The sequence below is a fragment of the Sediminibacillus massiliensis genome, from assembly GCF_900156915.1.
GTDB classification, from domain to species: Bacteria; Bacillota; Bacilli; order Bacillales; family Amphibacillaceae; genus Sediminibacillus_A; species Sediminibacillus_A massiliensis.
The window spans coordinates 1,599,862-1,615,403 of the sequence record NZ_LT732535.1; the positions used below are offsets into that span (position 1 = coordinate 1,599,862).

Annotated in this window: 18 protein-coding genes; 10 read left to right on the top strand and 8 right to left on the bottom strand. The window is 40.3% G+C overall.

Translation table 11 applies throughout. The features are described from left to right. Positions 1-39: 39 nt before the first annotated feature. The 3 genes from desA to CZ434_RS08855 form a co-directional block, all read right to left on the bottom strand. Entirely contained in the window at positions 40-1,101 is a 1,062-nt protein-coding gene (gene desA / locus CZ434_RS08845; RefSeq protein ID WP_077622794.1) for a Delta(5) desaturase DesA, read from the bottom strand. A 215-nt stretch (positions 1,102-1,316) separates the two neighbouring features. After that, entirely contained in the window at positions 1,317-1,610 is a 294-nt protein-coding gene (locus CZ434_RS08850; RefSeq protein ID WP_077622795.1) for a DUF3219 family protein, read from the bottom strand. Positions 1,611-1,624: 14 nt separating this feature from the next. Then, positions 1,625-2,701, bottom strand: coding sequence for an AI-2E family transporter (locus CZ434_RS08855; protein WP_077622796.1), 1,077 nt, complete (start codon positions 2,699-2,701; stop codon positions 1,625-1,627). Between the two features lie 155 nt (positions 2,702-2,856). On the opposite strand from CZ434_RS08855, the gene CZ434_RS22110 reads away from it, so the two are divergent. Both CZ434_RS22110 and CZ434_RS08860 read left to right on the top strand, forming a co-directional pair. Further along, positions 2,857-2,994 carry a hypothetical protein gene (locus tag CZ434_RS22110; protein ID WP_179107220.1) on the top strand — a complete coding sequence of 46 codons (138 nt, stop codon included), beginning with the start codon at positions 2,857-2,859 and terminating at the stop codon, positions 2,992-2,994. A 154-nt stretch (positions 2,995-3,148) separates the two neighbouring features. Continuing rightward, entirely contained in the window at positions 3,149-3,784 is a 636-nt protein-coding gene (locus tag CZ434_RS08860; protein WP_077622797.1) for an FMN-dependent NADH-azoreductase, read from the top strand. Positions 3,785-4,038: 254 nt separating this feature from the next. Here the strand turns inward: CZ434_RS08860 and CZ434_RS08865 are convergent, their stop codons facing one another. Continuing rightward, on the bottom strand, positions 4,039-4,281 hold the full coding sequence (locus CZ434_RS08865) for a hypothetical protein (protein WP_077622798.1): 243 nt from the start codon (positions 4,279-4,281) through the stop codon (positions 4,039-4,041). A 201-nt stretch (positions 4,282-4,482) separates the two neighbouring features. Further along, a complete protein-coding gene (locus tag CZ434_RS08870; protein WP_077622799.1) occupies positions 4,483-4,632 on the bottom strand; it encodes a small acid-soluble spore protein P in 150 nt (49 codons plus the stop codon). Between the two features lie 368 nt (positions 4,633-5,000). Between CZ434_RS08870 and CZ434_RS08875 the strand changes: the two genes are divergently transcribed. Then, complete coding sequence (locus CZ434_RS08875) at positions 5,001-6,062, top strand: NAD(P)/FAD-dependent oxidoreductase (protein WP_077622800.1); 1,062 nt, start codon at positions 5,001-5,003, stop codon at positions 6,060-6,062. Positions 6,063-6,113: 51 nt separating this feature from the next. On the opposite strand, the gene arsC is transcribed toward CZ434_RS08875, so the two are convergent. After that, positions 6,114-6,533 (bottom strand): arsenate reductase (thioredoxin), encoded by a 420-nt coding sequence (gene arsC / locus CZ434_RS08880; protein WP_077622801.1) that lies wholly within the window; start codon positions 6,531-6,533, stop codon positions 6,114-6,116. Positions 6,534-6,741: 208 nt separating this feature from the next. Here arsC and CZ434_RS08885 point away from each other — a divergent pair, with 208 nt between their 5' ends. The 3 genes from CZ434_RS08885 (at position 6,742) to CZ434_RS22115 (ending at position 7,758) form a co-directional block, all read left to right on the top strand. Then, positions 6,742-7,062, top strand: coding sequence for an ArsR/SmtB family transcription factor (locus CZ434_RS08885; RefSeq protein WP_245830953.1), 321 nt, complete (start codon positions 6,742-6,744; stop codon positions 7,060-7,062). A gap of 112 nt (positions 7,063-7,174) precedes the next feature. Beyond that, positions 7,175-7,582 (top strand): ArsI/CadI family heavy metal resistance metalloenzyme, encoded by a 408-nt coding sequence (locus CZ434_RS08890; RefSeq protein ID WP_077622803.1) that lies wholly within the window; start codon positions 7,175-7,177, stop codon positions 7,580-7,582. After that, the gene (locus CZ434_RS22115; protein ID WP_179107221.1) at positions 7,582-7,758 is read left to right on the top strand and encodes a hypothetical protein; all 177 of its coding nucleotides are present in this window, start codon (positions 7,582-7,584) and stop codon (positions 7,756-7,758) included. Before CZ434_RS08890 ends, CZ434_RS22115 begins: the two co-directional genes overlap by 1 nt. 40 nt (positions 7,759-7,798) lie before the next feature. Here CZ434_RS22115 and cypC read toward each other — a convergent pair whose 3' ends face one another. Next, on the bottom strand, positions 7,799-9,061 hold the full coding sequence (gene cypC, locus CZ434_RS08895) for a CYP152 family fatty-acid peroxygenase CypC (RefSeq protein ID WP_077622804.1): 1,263 nt from the start codon (positions 9,059-9,061) through the stop codon (positions 7,799-7,801). Positions 9,062-9,605: 544 nt separating this feature from the next. Here cypC and CZ434_RS08905 point away from each other — a divergent pair. The 3 genes from CZ434_RS08905 (at position 9,606) to CZ434_RS08915 (ending at position 13,387) form a co-directional block, all read left to right on the top strand. Further along, entirely contained in the window at positions 9,606-11,054 is a 1,449-nt protein-coding gene (locus CZ434_RS08905; RefSeq protein ID WP_077622806.1) for an NAD(P)H-binding protein, read from the top strand. Positions 11,055-11,758: 704 nt separating this feature from the next. After that, complete coding sequence (locus CZ434_RS08910; protein WP_077622807.1) at positions 11,759-12,163, top strand: MarR family winged helix-turn-helix transcriptional regulator; 405 nt, start codon at positions 11,759-11,761, stop codon at positions 12,161-12,163. Between the two features lie 15 nt (positions 12,164-12,178). Then, positions 12,179-13,387: an MFS transporter gene (locus CZ434_RS08915; protein WP_077622808.1), complete on the top strand. Its 1,209-nt coding sequence runs from the start codon at positions 12,179-12,181 to the stop codon at positions 13,385-13,387. A 49-nt stretch (positions 13,388-13,436) separates the two neighbouring features. Here CZ434_RS08915 and CZ434_RS08920 read toward each other — a convergent pair whose 3' ends face one another. Beyond that, the gene (locus tag CZ434_RS08920; RefSeq protein WP_077622809.1) at positions 13,437-14,318 is read right to left on the bottom strand and encodes a LysR family transcriptional regulator; all 882 of its coding nucleotides are present in this window, start codon (positions 14,316-14,318) and stop codon (positions 13,437-13,439) included. A gap of 104 nt (positions 14,319-14,422) precedes the next feature. Between CZ434_RS08920 and CZ434_RS08925 the strand changes: the two genes are divergently transcribed. Continuing rightward, on the top strand, positions 14,423-15,538 hold the full coding sequence (locus tag CZ434_RS08925; protein WP_077622810.1) for a citrate synthase/methylcitrate synthase: 1,116 nt from the start codon (positions 14,423-14,425) through the stop codon (positions 15,536-15,538). Positions 15,539-15,542: the final 4 nt, after the last annotated feature.

The window sequence follows — 15,542 nt, forward strand, 5'->3', positions numbered from 1 at the left end:
TAAACCCTCCTAATCAGATTCAGAGGGTTTAACTATTCTTTATTTTTCTATGCTTGGTTTGCCACTGCTGATGGAAATAGTGTTCCTTTGTAGTTTTCTTTTCAGCATCTTAACATCCTTGAACCTGACGAAGGTTTTGTTATCTTCGTCATACAACCGGAAACGAATGGATTCCAAACTAGACAATAGTGTAATGGTAGTAGCCTTCTGCAATGGCGGTGTAGATTCATGTGCTTTCTCTAAATAATAATTGGGTACACGTGGATTCAGATGATGGACATGATGATATCCGATACTGCCAGTAATCCATTGTATGATTTTCGGTAGTTTATAATAGGAACTTCCATCCACCGCTGCTTTTACATAATCCCATTCTTCTTCGTTTTCAAAGTACGAGTCTTCAAACTGATGCTGAACGTAAAACAGCCATATCCCAAGAGCTCCGGAAACGAAGAGTATGATGCCCTGAATTAATACAAACGGCTGCCACCCTGTCACCCAGATGACAATAGCATAACTGATGGCGATCGAAGCATTTATCAAATATGTGTTCCATCTTTCTTTGGGCTTTGCTCCCTTTCGGTTAAACCGATTAGAGACCAAGAAAAGATATATCGGGCCCAATCCGAACATAACAATTGGATTTCGATAAAAACGGTAAGCCAGACGCTGCCAGAAGCCTGCCTCCACATACTCCTTCACCGTCATGATCCAGACATCGCCAGTCCCGCGCTTGTCCAGATTACTGCTTGTTGCGTGATGGATAGAATGAGCCCTCTTCCATTTTTCGAACGGGAAATGAGTGAGAATCCCTGTAATGGTTCCCAATAATCGATTTGCTTTTTTGTTTTTAAAAAATGACTGATGTGTGCAATCATGGAAAATAATGAACATACGAACAACAAATCCAGCGGAAATGATCGCAAAAACTATCCCTAACAGGATCGAATAGTTCAAGCTTTGGTAGGCCAGTATCCATAAAAGGAAAAAAGGCGGGATTGTGTTGATCAATTGGATGACACTTGTTTTCCCATTAGATTTCTCGAATGGTTTCACTTGTTTTCTAAGTTCTGCTTGTTTCTGGCGGTTTAGTTTGCTCATGATTTCCTCCTAAAAACAGGATCGGAATCGACTGTTTCATATCTGAAATTTAATCTTAGTATTAGCTTAGAAAAAATGAGCATCCAATAATAGTCATAAATGTCACCAGTTTATATGACAAATGTCATATACTGATACAGCATTCAACCGGTTGAGAAGCCAGGGATTTCTCAAAAACATGAAAGGATTTGTGTTTGATTATCTTTTTCTCCTTTTCACTTATCTTCTACTAATTCTAAATGAAAAGTTCCTACAGCATTCTCTTCATATAAATTGGTGAGAGATGTGGAATAGGCATGAATGATTGCAGGAAAATCCAAGCCTCTATTCGGAACTTCAACTTGAAGCCGTTTTTCGTAAAGTGTGGTAGTCACCTGATGATACTCCTCGTGTCTTACTTTAAAATCAAAGCTGATCTTTCTTTTCAATTCCACACCTTTATCCCTTTTCTCTTCCAGAAAGTTCTCTCCTTCAATGGAAAGTCCGTTAATAATTATGTGTTCTGTCATTCGTTTTCTCCTCTCTATCCTGTTTGCGTGTAATTTTTTCGATAATAAAAAGAATACACGTGTTTAACGATTACTTTCAAGACCGAATAAACAGGTATGGCAATCAACATACCTATAAATCCATACAAAGCTGCAGCTATTATTAACAGAAAGATGATAGTCAATGGATGAACTTCCAGTTTGTTTCCGAGCACAAGTGGTGCTACTAAATTCCCTTCCAGTTGCTGCACAATTACCAATGTAAGCAAAACATAGAACATGGTAAGGGGGTCAACGGTCAGGGCAACTACTAATGCCGGGAGAACACCGATCATCGGACCAAAAAACGGAACCACCGCGGTCACTATGACAAATAATGCCAATATAAGAGCGTAATCAAGACCAATAATTAGATAGCCGATGAACATCAGGATACCATCAACGGTTGCCACTATAACTTGCCCAATAATGTATGCTGCCAATGTCTGTCTTATCCTATACAGTAACTCCTCCCCTTCCTGCCTATGCTTTTTTGGAACAAAAGCCAGCAAGAATGGAGAAAAGCGGTTATCATCTTTCAAAAAGTAAAACAAGACAAAGGGAACGACAATCAATACTGTTGTCGCACTCGTTAGAGCAGAAGCTATCTCGGTTAAGTGATTTCCCATCTCCTTTGCCAGGTCACCGAGCAGACCTGTTATTTTCTGGGTCAGACGACTGGTAGATACCATTCCTAAATCGTTTTTTTCAATCGCTTGACCAGCCTGTTCAGTGGTTTCTTTTAATTTTTCTGGCAATTTGGTCGATATTTTAGATACTTGGTCTGTGATCGTTTGGGCCAAAAGCTTATACCCACCGTAGACTATCCCCGTAACTATGGCGTATAAGATAACGATTGCCGTCACATCGTTCAAATACTTCATTCGGGACAAGAAACGAACAAATGGTTTCGTAATAAAGTATAAAAATCCTGCAATAAGCACCGGAAAGAACAACGCTCCAATTACAGTTTTTACTGGCACGAACAAATGAAGTTTCACTAACAGGAAAACACAAATCAAGACCAGGATCGTTCCGGTCATATATTTAAAAAACGGGTGATGAATCCACATATTCTCTCTCCTTCGGATGTCTAGTCTCCTGCTAACAACTAGTACCCTTCATTATGAGGTGATAACCTGAAAAAATTTTCAAAAAAACTCATTTTTGTAAGCCTTTTCGTTTATAATAAAGACAAGCATCAAAACAACCTTCAGGAGGGTCTGAAATGGATCAAAAGCCTACACACTTCGACGGCAGCGGAAAATTGAATTTTGAGCCAAACGTTAAGACAGATAATGAACGTTTTCACATTACCGATGAGATAAGGGTGCAAATCAGTGGAAACCCTTATATAAATGAATAACCCTCTTTATAATCACAGAGCTTGTCCATTAAGGACAGGTTCTTTTTTTGCTACTCCTGCATGTTTATTTATTCATAGTATGGGAAATATACCGTTAATGATTACACATCCAAAGCAACAAGCATCCCAATAATATAAAAGAAGGGTGAATCGCATGAGTCAAGTTCTATATATTACAGCACATCCGCATGATGAAACAGCTTCATTCAGCATGGCAGCTGCCACTGCTTTTATCGATACCTACAAACAAGAAAATCCGCAAGACGAGATCATCCATCTCGACTTATATAAAGAGCACATTCCGTACATCGATGCAGATGTATTTCAAGGGTGGGGCAAGCTACAATCAGGGAAGGATTTCGAGGAACTATCTGAAGAAGAAAAATCAAAAGTGGGTCGTTTGTCAGAGTTAAGCGAGCAATTTATCGCCGCTGACAAATACGTATTTGTCACGCCGCTTTGGAATTTTTCTTTCCCGCCTATCATGAAAGCGTATATCGACTCAGTCGCTGTAGCCGGTAAAGCATTCCGTTACACCGAACATGGACCAGTCGGACTTCTTACCGACAAGAAAGCACTACACATCCAGGCAAGGGGTGGGTTTTACTCTGAAGGACCTGCAGCAAGTATGGAAATGGGCCACCGCTACCTGGATATTGTCATGAGCTTTTTCGGTGTACCATCTTTTGAAGGACTATTCATTGAAGGTCATGCCGCCCTTCCTGACAAAGCAGAAGAAATAAAACAAGATGGAATAGCAAGAGCCAGGGATTTAGCTCATACATTTTAACTCGAAAAAGAAATAGAACGTACAACCAAGAGAACGCTAAAAAACACTGGAAGGCCCCTTACTCTTCCAGTGTTTTTCTCATGATCAACTTCCAAACTGAAGTCGTCCCATAACGGACCAATCGGCAAATCGTCTAACTGAAGAAAAAATTATTATTGCTTCTCTCTGTGTATGTAATTATTGCGTTTTTCAAATCAAATCTAGCTGGGTAGAATCGAGAGATCCGATGCCATGTGAATTGGTCCTATATAAACCTAGAGTCTGACTTTCTGTTTAGCCATAAACTCTTCAGTAGCTTTTCTGACAAAGCTTTCCCAACAATCAAAATCAGAATGAGCTGCAATATACCGATTAAAATTAGGATGGTTTAGATACTGCCAATAAACTTTATGCTCTGCTAGATTTATTGGAGCGTTCCGTTCTAACTCCTCTAAGTTGTTCCAGTTCGTGTATTTTTGTAAAAAACGGTCTGTTGCGATATCTGTTAGTTTAACCATTTCTATTCAATCACCTCCCTTTCTTCTATTATTTTACTAAAGGAAAGCTCTTTATTGTCATGTAATCCTTCAAGAAATTCTTGCATATTCAGCTTCTCTTTGACAGTGTAAAACAGTGATTTTGTTGATAATTGTAAATTTATTTCGAAAGATTGTTGCATCATATTCCAAGACAGCTATATAGCTGTCTTGGAATATTCCTTACATATCATGAGAAGATTTCCTCTTCTGTCGGGTATGGTTTTTGTTCTTGACTTCATGCGATCCACTTAACGGTTCACCGTATGGCTGTTGTGGACTTTTTGGTAAATCGGGTTCTTTTTGCTGTTTGGGACCTTTGGGTCTCGTCACTCTTCATTCCTCCTTTCGTTCCATTTGCTTAGTTTTTGAACTCTGCCCTTTTTCTATACTTAATGGAATGGTTGTCTTGCTGAATGACTTCAATTCCGGTGATTAATGCTTCCCTTCACTTCTTTGTTTTAATCTTTTATTTACTGGTAATGATATTACAAAAGGATGATAACGCTTTCTTGGAGGAGTGAGAGAAAGATAGACAAAAAGTCGTCAAAATTCGATATTTTTATAGTTTTCCCAGGTCTTTTTTGGTAGTCTTTAAGAGGGAGAAATTAGAAAACGGTTTATCTGTATTAATCATAAAATGAGGTATCTTCAGCATTTTTTATATTTTTTTATATCATTGATAAAGGTAGGGTATATTTATGAGGAGATTAGTTATATTGGGGGGCGGCTACGGCGGAATGGAGATATTGCAGGAATTACTAGACAACGGAATTCCGTCAGATCTTCACATCACCGTGGTGGACAGAAACCCTTATCATTCCTTAAAAACAGAGTTTTACGCCATTGCTGCCGGAACATCGGCCGATAAAGAAGTAAGAATCAACTTTCCGGAGCATAACCAAGTCGATTACGTCTATGGAGAAATCGAAAAAATCGATACAGAAAACGAACAAATCATTATTCAAGACTCTGAAAAGGATGTCAACTACGATTACTTAGTAATCGGTCTCGGTTGTGAGGATAATTACCATGGTATCGAAGGGGCAAAAGAATTCACCCACAGTGTTCAGACGCTTTCAAAAGCAAGGCGTGCCGGCCTTTCAATCGGTGATTTGAAAGCCTATGGGAAAGTTGCCGTTGTTGGAGCAGGGCTAAGCGGCATTGAAGTAGCATCCGAAATAAGGGAAAGCAGACCTGATTTAAATATTCGCCTGCTCGACCGGGGGGCATCTGTCCTATCGGCTTTTGACGAGAAAATCCAGAAATATGTAGCAGAATGGTTCGTGAAAAATGATGTAGAAGTATTACATCATTCCAATGTCGAGTATGTGGAAGAAGGAGCGGTTTGCAATAATGGTTCCTGTTTTCCTAACGATGTGACTATTTGGACGGCAGGTGTACGTCCAAACTACCTAGTTCGGGAATTACCCTTTGCAAAGGATCGCCAGGATAAAATTATCTTGAATGAATTTTACCAGGTCCCCGAGCAAAACAATATTTACGTAGTCGGTGACTGTGCCTCTTCCAACCACTCCCCGAGCGCCCAGCTTGCCGGTGAACAGGGTGAGCAGATTGCAGAGATACTTACCGCCGTGTTAAACGGCAATGAACCGAAAAAACCAAAAGAAATCAAGTTGAAAGGTACACTTGGTTCATTAGGTAAATCGGACGGATTCGGCAACATGATGAAGCAGCCTGTCACAGGACTTCTTCCCCGTCTGGCAAAGTCTGGAGTTTTATGGCTCAGCAAGCGTCATTAATCAAAAAAAGGAAACGGCTAGCTTCCCTTCCCTAAGCCGTTTCCTTTTTTATTACTCTCCTGTCTCGGCAAAACGCTTGATTCGTTCCCCTATCTCATCCCGTACCCGCTGAAAGAATTTCCATTTTTCTTCCTCTGATCCTTCGACCTTAGCGGGGTCATCAAATCCCCAATGCTCCCGTTTTACGTGAGGCGGTGTCATCGGACACTTATCTGCAGCATCTCCGCAAAGGGTGACAACAAAATCTGCATTGTTTAATATTTCAGGATCAATGATATCAGATGTTTGTCCTGATATATCGATCCCCACTTCCTTCATTGCTTTCACGGCATTGGGGTTTAGACCGTGCGCTTCAATTCCGGCACTTTTAACAACCCAGTCATCACCAAGGTGTTTTTTTCCCCATCCTTCCGCCATTTGGCTCCTGCAAGAGTTTCCTGTACAAAGGAAGTATAAAGTTTTTTCAGACATATTTATGCTCCTTAAAAATTATTAGCAAAGTCATTGCCTTCAGCATGTATCTATACTTTTAATTATCAATATATAATAATATACTTATACATTCAATAGTAATTATTTCATTTAAATCAAAAAAAATTGATTTATTAGTTGCGAGAAATACTGGAAATGGTTATAATCAGATTAATCAAAAATATTTGATGAAAGGCGTGTCCGGAGGATGAAACAAATAATGAATCAAAATCCCACTCTGGAAAATACATTTGAATACTACCAACAAACATTTAAAGCGCTTGCTGATAAACGCCGACTCCACATCATGTATGAGCTGACACAGAATGGGCGTATGTGTGTATGCGATTTAACAGAGAAACTGGACCTTCCGCAATCCAAGTTATCTTATCACTTGAAAATTCTGCTGGAAACCGGTTTTTTAAAAAAAGAGACAGAAGGTACATGGAGTTATTATGAACTGGACACTAAGCAGGTCAATCATATTCTTTCTGAAGAATTATGTTGTTTATTCCGGCTAAGTGAGTAATATTCTGTTCCGGCAACATCATCTGGATACCTAAGAGCAACTAGCAACTAACTGTGATTGAGGTTTGCTTTATCTTATAAATCAAAAAAAATTGATTAAGGGAGATGATCAAATGAATGTACATATTGGAATCAATGTCACGAACCTGGAAGAGTCGATAGCCTTCTACTCTAAAGTATTCGGAGAAAGACCGGTCAAAAACAGAAACGATTATGCAAAATACTTACCATCAGGATTAAATTTGAACTTTACACTAAATGTGAAGCCATTTGTAAATGGAAATCAAGTCGGCCACTTTGGTTTACAAGTAGAAAAACAAGAAGAAATAGAGCACCATAAGCAAAGGTTAGAGAAATTAGGTTTTTTCACACGTGATGAGAAAAATACCAACTGCTGTTATGCTCTTCAAGACAAATTCTGGATCACTGACCCAGACGGCAACGAGTGGGAATTCTTCTTTACTAAGAACGATACTGAAATAATTGACAACAGTATTTGTTGTTCAGAGGAGGTAAGATAATGGAGAATATTTATACAATGGGAAAAGAGATTGAAGAAAAGAAATCCCGCATCCTAAGCATGAACCAAGATGCTTGGCAGGAAAAACCAAACCACCAGAAAAGAAAGAAAATGACTAGAAGCCTCATTTTTAATTTTATTAGACCCAGGACAGCCTGCTGCGATGTGTGTTGCTAAACAAGAAGGCCAGCCATACTTCTGGCTGGCCTTCTCTTCCTCATACCTTTCTTTCCACGTCGGTTAAAAGCATTCTACTCATCGGAATCGTAGGCATCCTGTCCATTGGGATGCTAAAGTCCTGCGGGGGTACCTGATATTCTATTTTTTGTGTAAGTACTTCCATGCTTATTTGCATGAGGTCGATTGTCACCCACTCTCCTGCACACCTGTGACCAATTTCAAACTCTCCCCCACCTTGTGGAATGAAATTGAAAGGGCTGCCATTCCAATCTTTAAACCGTTCGGGCATAAATCGATTCGGCTGATCCCAAATTTCATTATGATGATTCGTCCCATAAATATCTAATAAGACAAGCGTCCCTTTTGTAAATTGGTGGTTTCTCCAAGTAAAATCATTTTTCACGCGAGCGCCGGTAAATGGTGCAAATGGATAAAAGCGGCGTACTTCTTGTACGAACATCTTATGGTAAGTACCATCATCCTCTACCAATTTATCTTTTGTGTCAGGATAGGAATGAAGCGCCATGGCACCAAAAACAATAAAATATGCAATTGCTACAATCGGCCGGAGAATATTGAGGATTTCCACACCCGCCATATGGCTGTCAAGCAGATTGCCATCCAAATCCCTGTACCATGAAAATTCGTACAAGGCAGTTCCTTCAGCTGGTTCCCTTACACCAGCCCTCACTTCCTCGACAATTCCTTTTATCCATCTTTCGGATCTCTTTCTTGCCTGTCTCCCGCGAAAGTGCCGCGGACCGGCGGCACCGAAAGCATCGACCATCGCCGCCAGATCACTGCTCCTCTGTTTCAGTTCGTTTGCTCTAAGTGGTACACCCGACCACTGGCATGCCGTCCGGCACATAATTTGCCGGGCCTCTTCGAATAAATTCACTTCAGGCATTGTCAACCATTCTTTAATTGCATACTCCCACTGTTCCTCAGCTATGTTCTGCAATGCGTGAATTCGATCCGGAGTCATCAACGACATAAACAACTGCTTTCGATGCTTATGTCGTTCACCATCCATAGATTGAATTGCATTCACACCGAACAATGTTTTCTGGACTGCTTTTGGTGTCGCGCCTTTACGCTGGAATTTTTGGTTGTCATAAAAGATTTCTGCAGCCTCCGCTCCACTCATACAGATTACTTTCTGTCCCCCCAAAAGCCTCGTTTCAAAGATATCTGATTGAAATCGACGGCATCGGTTCGGAATAAAAAGATATCCTTCTGACATCAGAGCTACACTATGATCCATTCCTGTTTCCTTTGGAATTTGTCTGCTTTGCGGCATTTGGGTCAGCTCCTTTTTAGCTTTCATTTTAAGATGGGTAAAATAAGATGGTATTATGTAGTTCTGTCCAATAACTCAACAAAATTTCACACAAAATCTATTCCCTTGTTCCTAATTCGTTAAACAGCGGTGAATTAGGACAAAAAAAACGCCCTTCCCGGACGTACTAAATTGGAACATATATATGCTATCCTTAATTCGCGGCATTGTCCTTACTCCCCCTTAAGATAGGAAGATCCATTAAATAAGCAAAATAACCAAGGGCCAAAGCGTTTAAGGCAACCAACCAGAATGAGGAAAATTCATAAATTTGTTGAAAACCGCTCGTCACCATATATATCAATACAGCGATAAAAAGAAAACCAATGTACTTGATAAAAAACACCTCCCCATGTAAGGATTTTATAATCATTTGGGAAAATTGTCCAAAGGAAATTTTACTATTTTAATAAAAACTTAACATTCCCTTTATAAAAGACAGCATTGTTACATATCTGATCAATCTGGGTACATACAAATTAATGAACTGATAGGAGGCCTGAAAGTGCAAAAAAGAAGATTAAAAGTAGCTTTGACCGGGGCGAGCGGATATATAGGAAAAAACCTCCTTTCCAAAATAACGAATACGTTCGATGTCATCGCTTTATCAAGAAATGTGAAAGATAAAGCCAATACTGAACATGTCAGCTGGAGGGAATGTGATTTCTTCTCTTTAAAGGATGCCCAAGTTGGACTAAGCGGGGCAGACATTGCCATCTATTTGATCCATTCCATGAAACCATCCGCAAAAATGACACAGGCAGAATTTCAGGACATGGATGTCATTCTTGCGGATAACTTTGCAAGAGCTGCGCAAAAGAACGGGGTGAAGCAGATAATATACTTGAGCGGTATCATTCCTGAACATAATCATTTGTCCCGCCACCTCAAAAGCCGGCTGGAAGTTGAAAAAATCTTGAAATCATCCGGTATTCCTGTAACCACTATCAGAGCCGGATTAATAGTCGGCCCGAAAGGTTCCTCATTCCCGATTCTTTCCAAACTCGTACAACGCCTTCCGGTGATGCTTTTGCCGAAGTGGACGCGCACGAAAACACATCCAATTGCATTAGAGGATGTTCTACACTCTTTAGTTAAGACGGTAGATAATGATGATGTTAAAGATCGCTCAATTGATGTCGGCGGTCCGGAAGTAATGTCCTATAAGAACATGCTTATACAAACCGCAGAAGTAATGAACAAGAAACCAAGACTGTTCAATATTCCCTTGTTGACAGTCAATTTATCTAGATTGTGGGTAACCTTGATTACCGGTGCTCCGAAAGAAACAGCTTATCCTTTGATTGAGAGCCTTAAACATCCTATGGTTGCCAAAAAAGAAAATAGAGTGGAAGGAATCAGCGATGGAAAAACAAGTTTTAAAACCGCTGCTGTTAAGGCGCTCGAATACGAACATAATCCAACAGATTCAATTATTAAAAAGCTTAAAAAATCGGTAGACCAACCTGATGTAAGATCCATTCAACGGGTCCAACTCCCAGATGGAAAAAACGCCAACTGGGCTGGTGCTTACTACATGCACTGGATTTCCAGTCTCGCAAAATTCATTGTTAAGTCTGAGGTAGATGCAGACAGACATTGCAAGATCTTTTTAAAGCCGCTCAAATCACCTATACTCGAGCTAGCTTATCTTCCAGAAAGAAGTGATTCAACACGGGCACTCTACAGGATTTCAGGGGGACTGTTCACCCGAATCACCCATAAAAACAGGGGACGGTTGGAATTCAGACAAATTCCGAACTCGAGGGAACTGCTCATTGCTATTCATGAATATCAACCATCCTTGCCATGGGCTTTCTACAAATATACTCAGGCCAAAATCCATTTATGGGTTATGTATCTGTTTAAAAAGCATCTTCAACATTATATAGAGTCTGATGACGAACAACATATTCAGACATCAGGCACACCATCCAAGCACCATGCCGTTTAAGCATGGTGCTATTTATTGGCCCTGCTTCACTCACCTTCCATCAAGCCAGTTATAGGTATTTCTAAAATCTACTGGATTAGCGCTTGCCTCCATTTTATTACTACTTCTAATAGCAGCAGTGTTAATTGATGTTAGTATTTGTTCCCTCCTATAGTTTTTTAGAAAAGTTAAATGGTACAAAACTATAGGAGGTTTTATTATGAAAAATTTTTGTTAGGGAAAACCATGTTAGACACTTTTTAGAATCACTTCTCACCTAATCAGAAAACTATACCAAGCGGAGGGAAAATGCGAGACTCCAGTGGGAAAGGAACAGTCTGAAGACCACACAGCTATGCGCCTGCGTCTTCTAGTATCGCTTCGTAGTAAGATTCCTCGGCGCAAGGGAGCAAAGGAGCCTACTCAAGTAGTACCCTGGCTGAAGCGCTCCCACGGAAAGCGAGTATTTTTCCGCAGCGTAGGCTTAGCATTCAATTCGAAAAGGATGATAGGAAGTCACACTAAAGTTATGTCGCAATATACAGAAATAGTGTAATAAATTCTTTCCAAGAATCTTTGCTTAATGATAATCTAGAATGAATTTAGTGGAACATTACAGTTTTTCTGCTCCCTATCCGCTGGTTTACAAACCTTCTTATAACCTCTATAATAGTCCAAGTGCCAATTATTTACCCAGGTAAATAATTAAAAGGAGATTTGACGTTATGGACACCAGTCACCTGTTTCACACTCTTAACCAAAAAGTCAGAATGCTTTCAAAGGAATTGAATGAAAAACTCCAGGAATATAACCTCTATTCTTCTCAATGGACAATTCTCTACACACTAGACAAACGTGGTCCGATGACACAGACCGACATCTGGAATTACTTGAAAGTGGAGGCTCCAACCGTAACAAGGACACTTGCCCGGATGGAATCTTCCGGATGGGTTACTCGAAAACCCGGAAAAGACAAACGGGAAAGAATCGTACAATTAACCCTTGAAGCTGAACAAAAAGTCAGCATAATCAAGCAATCTGTAGAAAACTTCGAACAAGATCATCTTGCACATCTATCTGAACAAGAAAGACAGCAACTGTTGCATCTATTACAAAAACTAGGAAAATAAAGGAGTGACAAGTACATGGCAGAAAAACAAAACAAGATTTGGACCAAGGATTTTATCAGTATTTCAACTGTGAATTTCCTTGTTTTCACTATATTCTATACTTTAATTACTACCCTGCCTCTTTATGTGATTGCCGACTTAGGCGGAACGGAAGCTCAAGGAGGCTTAATTGTGACAGCTATGCTTCTGGCAGCAATTTTAATGCGCCCCTTATCCGGCGGACTATTGGAACGCTTCGGAAAGCGCAACATTCTAATTGCCGGGACAGTCCTGTTTACATTGACGACTTTTGGCTATATTTTCATCGATCAGTTTACAGTCTTGTTGGCACTGCGATTCATTCATGGATTATCTTTCGGTGTCCTCACTACTGCAGCTGCAGCCATTGCCGCTGATGTCGTACCTGTTGAACGCCAGGGAGAAGGGCTTGGATACTTCACCATGTCGATGAACCTTGCTGTGGTCGCAGGTCCATTCATAGGTCTTTCCCTTTTACAGTTTGTATCTTTTCAAACCTTATTCATTATCTTAAGCATTGTTATTATACTGAGTGTTTTATGTGGAACTGCTGTAAAGGTTAGTGAAACTGTCCCACAAACATCTTCTACAAATAAGAAAAAATGGACATTCGACGATTTCTTGGAAAGGAGAGCTTTTCCGATCGGGCTGATTGGTAGCCTTGTCGCTATATCCTATTCTGGTATATTGTCCTTCATTTCGGTATATGCTTCTGCAAACGGATTAGAATCAGTATCCAGTTATTTCTTTCTCGTTTTCGCCGTCACCATGCTATTAACAAGACCATCGCTCGGAAGACTTTTTGACAGACGAGGTCCAAAAGTGGTCATCTTGCCATGCCTGGTCTTGTTTGCGGTTGGTTTAGTAGTTCTTAGTTTCGCCCAGACAGCAGTGCTGCTGCTTTTATCTGCAGCACTCATCGGTATTGGTTATGGCTCACTTGTACCTTTTCTGTTGTCATTGGCAGTAAAATCAGCACCTGCCAAAAGGAATGGATACGTGACAGCAACCTTTTTCACCCTGTTTGATACAGGTATAGCCGTTGGATCTTTCCTGCTTGGACTTATTGTCACTTACACAGGATTCTCCTTATTGTTCATCCTTAGTGCTGTCTTAGTGCTTGTCACTACAGTGGCATTTTATGTTATGTTCACGAGCACGAGACGTACCAACCCAGACGCTGTAGAAATAAAACAAAGCAGTTGATACAAAGGCAGTTATGTCCATTAATTCATGGATATAACTGCCTTTTTGATTATCCAAATCGATGCATCGAGACAAATTCCAAAAAATCATTTTCCAAATTATGATTATATTTAGTCAATGCATAGGTATTTACTTGCGGCAAATTAATTTCGGGAATGTCCGCCTCTATTATTCGCCCTTCTAATAGTTCCCTATGGATAGTCGACTTGGGCAGGAAAGAAACGCCTAATCCATGAATAATAAACCTCTTGGTAATGTGAATTTGGGACACCTTCATCATTTTCACCCTTGGATAAATCAATTTAAGTTGAACCGACAAAGCATCCCAGTAACCTGGATAATTATGGGTCAGCAAGTGATGGTTACGGAAAATCTCCTCCGGGTCGTGCGCGGGAGCCGATTCAAGATCGAATCCATCATGAGGAACACAAAACACAAGTTGGTCTTCGTATAGTTGACGACAGTACAGAGAAGCATCATTGCTTTTCAACAAGCTAAACCCGATATCTACCTTTTCTTGAGAAACAGCTTCCTCTATATATACAGAATCCATTATATCCACAGATATTTCTACCTCTGTATTCTTTTTTAAATAACTCTTTAAAATAAAAGGCATTGCAGTATCTGCTATCGACGGTGATATTGCCAGACGCAATTTTCTTGAGTACCCTTGTGAAAAGGAGCGCATCTCCTCAATGCCTTGCTGGTGAACAGCAAGAAGTTTATTTGCATGGTTTAAATAATGCCGGCCTTCTTCGGTCAGTTTGATGGTCCGATTTGTCCGTTGGAACAATTGAACGCCAATTTCCTTTTCTAGCAATTTAATATGAACTGTAACCGTGGGCTGAGAAACATATAAAGTATCCGCAGCTTTTCTGAAACTCCCTTTCTCTGCTATCGTCACAAACGTTCTTATCCAGGATAGCTCCATAACTTCCTCCATTAATATTTTTAATCAATTCTTTTAAATATATTTAATTTCTTAAATAGATGTTACAACTTATACTAAATATAAGCAATAAAGGAGGAGATTTTATGGTCGAAAGAGGATTGAAAGGAATTATTTGTGCAGAAACAAAACTTAGTGCAATTGATGGAATCAAAGGTGAATTGTATTATCGGGGTTATCCCGCCAACGAGCTTGCACAGTTATATACCTTTGAAGAAATAGCTCACTTGCTTTGGTATGGAAAATTCCCTGCCAAAGAGGAACTAGATACCTTAATGGCAGCTTTCAAGAATACTAGAAAACTCCCGGATTATATGAAACAACTTATCGGCCACCTGCCAGAAAGCCTCGATATGCTCGGTGTTATTCGTACAGCTGTTTCGTCGATTGAATTGCGTTCTTTTAAGTACCCGGCCATAGACGATGCGATAATGATTGCTTCACTGATTCCGGGAATCATTGCATACCGCAGATCACAACAACTCGGCATCCCTTTTCCGGCAGAAAGAACAGATTTATCCCATACTGCTTATTATCTTTACATGATTACAGGGCAGGAACCAACCCGGGCGTACGTCAGCGCATTGGAAGCTTACTTGATTTTAACAATGGAGCATGGTATGAATGCATCTACTTTTTCGGCCCGCGTAACCGCCTCTACCGAATCAGATCTCGTTTCAGCAGTAACATCGGCGATTGGGACAATGAAGGGCCCACTGCATGGAGGTGCTCCTTCAGGGGTCATAAAGCTTCTCCAAGATGTTTCCGATCAAGGGGATATTAGAAAATGTCTCAGGGAGAAAATAGCCGACGGGGAAAAATTGATGGGTTTTGGCCACCGCGTTTACCGGACTTTGGATCCGCGGGCTGCAGCTCTAAAAGAAGTAATCAAGCAGAACAAAAGTAAAGACGATTGGCTGGACTTCGCTTTAAAGGTTGAAGAAGAGGCGATTAGTCTATTAAACGAAATGAAGCCGGGCCGTAACCTTTATACGAATGTAGAGTTTTATGCCGCAGCTATACTAAGAGAGCTTCGCATACCCTCCAGTCTTTTTACCGCTACCTTCACTGCAAGCCGGATTGTCGGCTGGACTGCACATGTCCTCGAACAAAGGGAAGACAACGTTATTTTCCGGCCGGAAGCGATATATACTGGATCGAAGCATAAAAAAACACCAAAAAGAGGAACTTCTCATTCATAGAAGT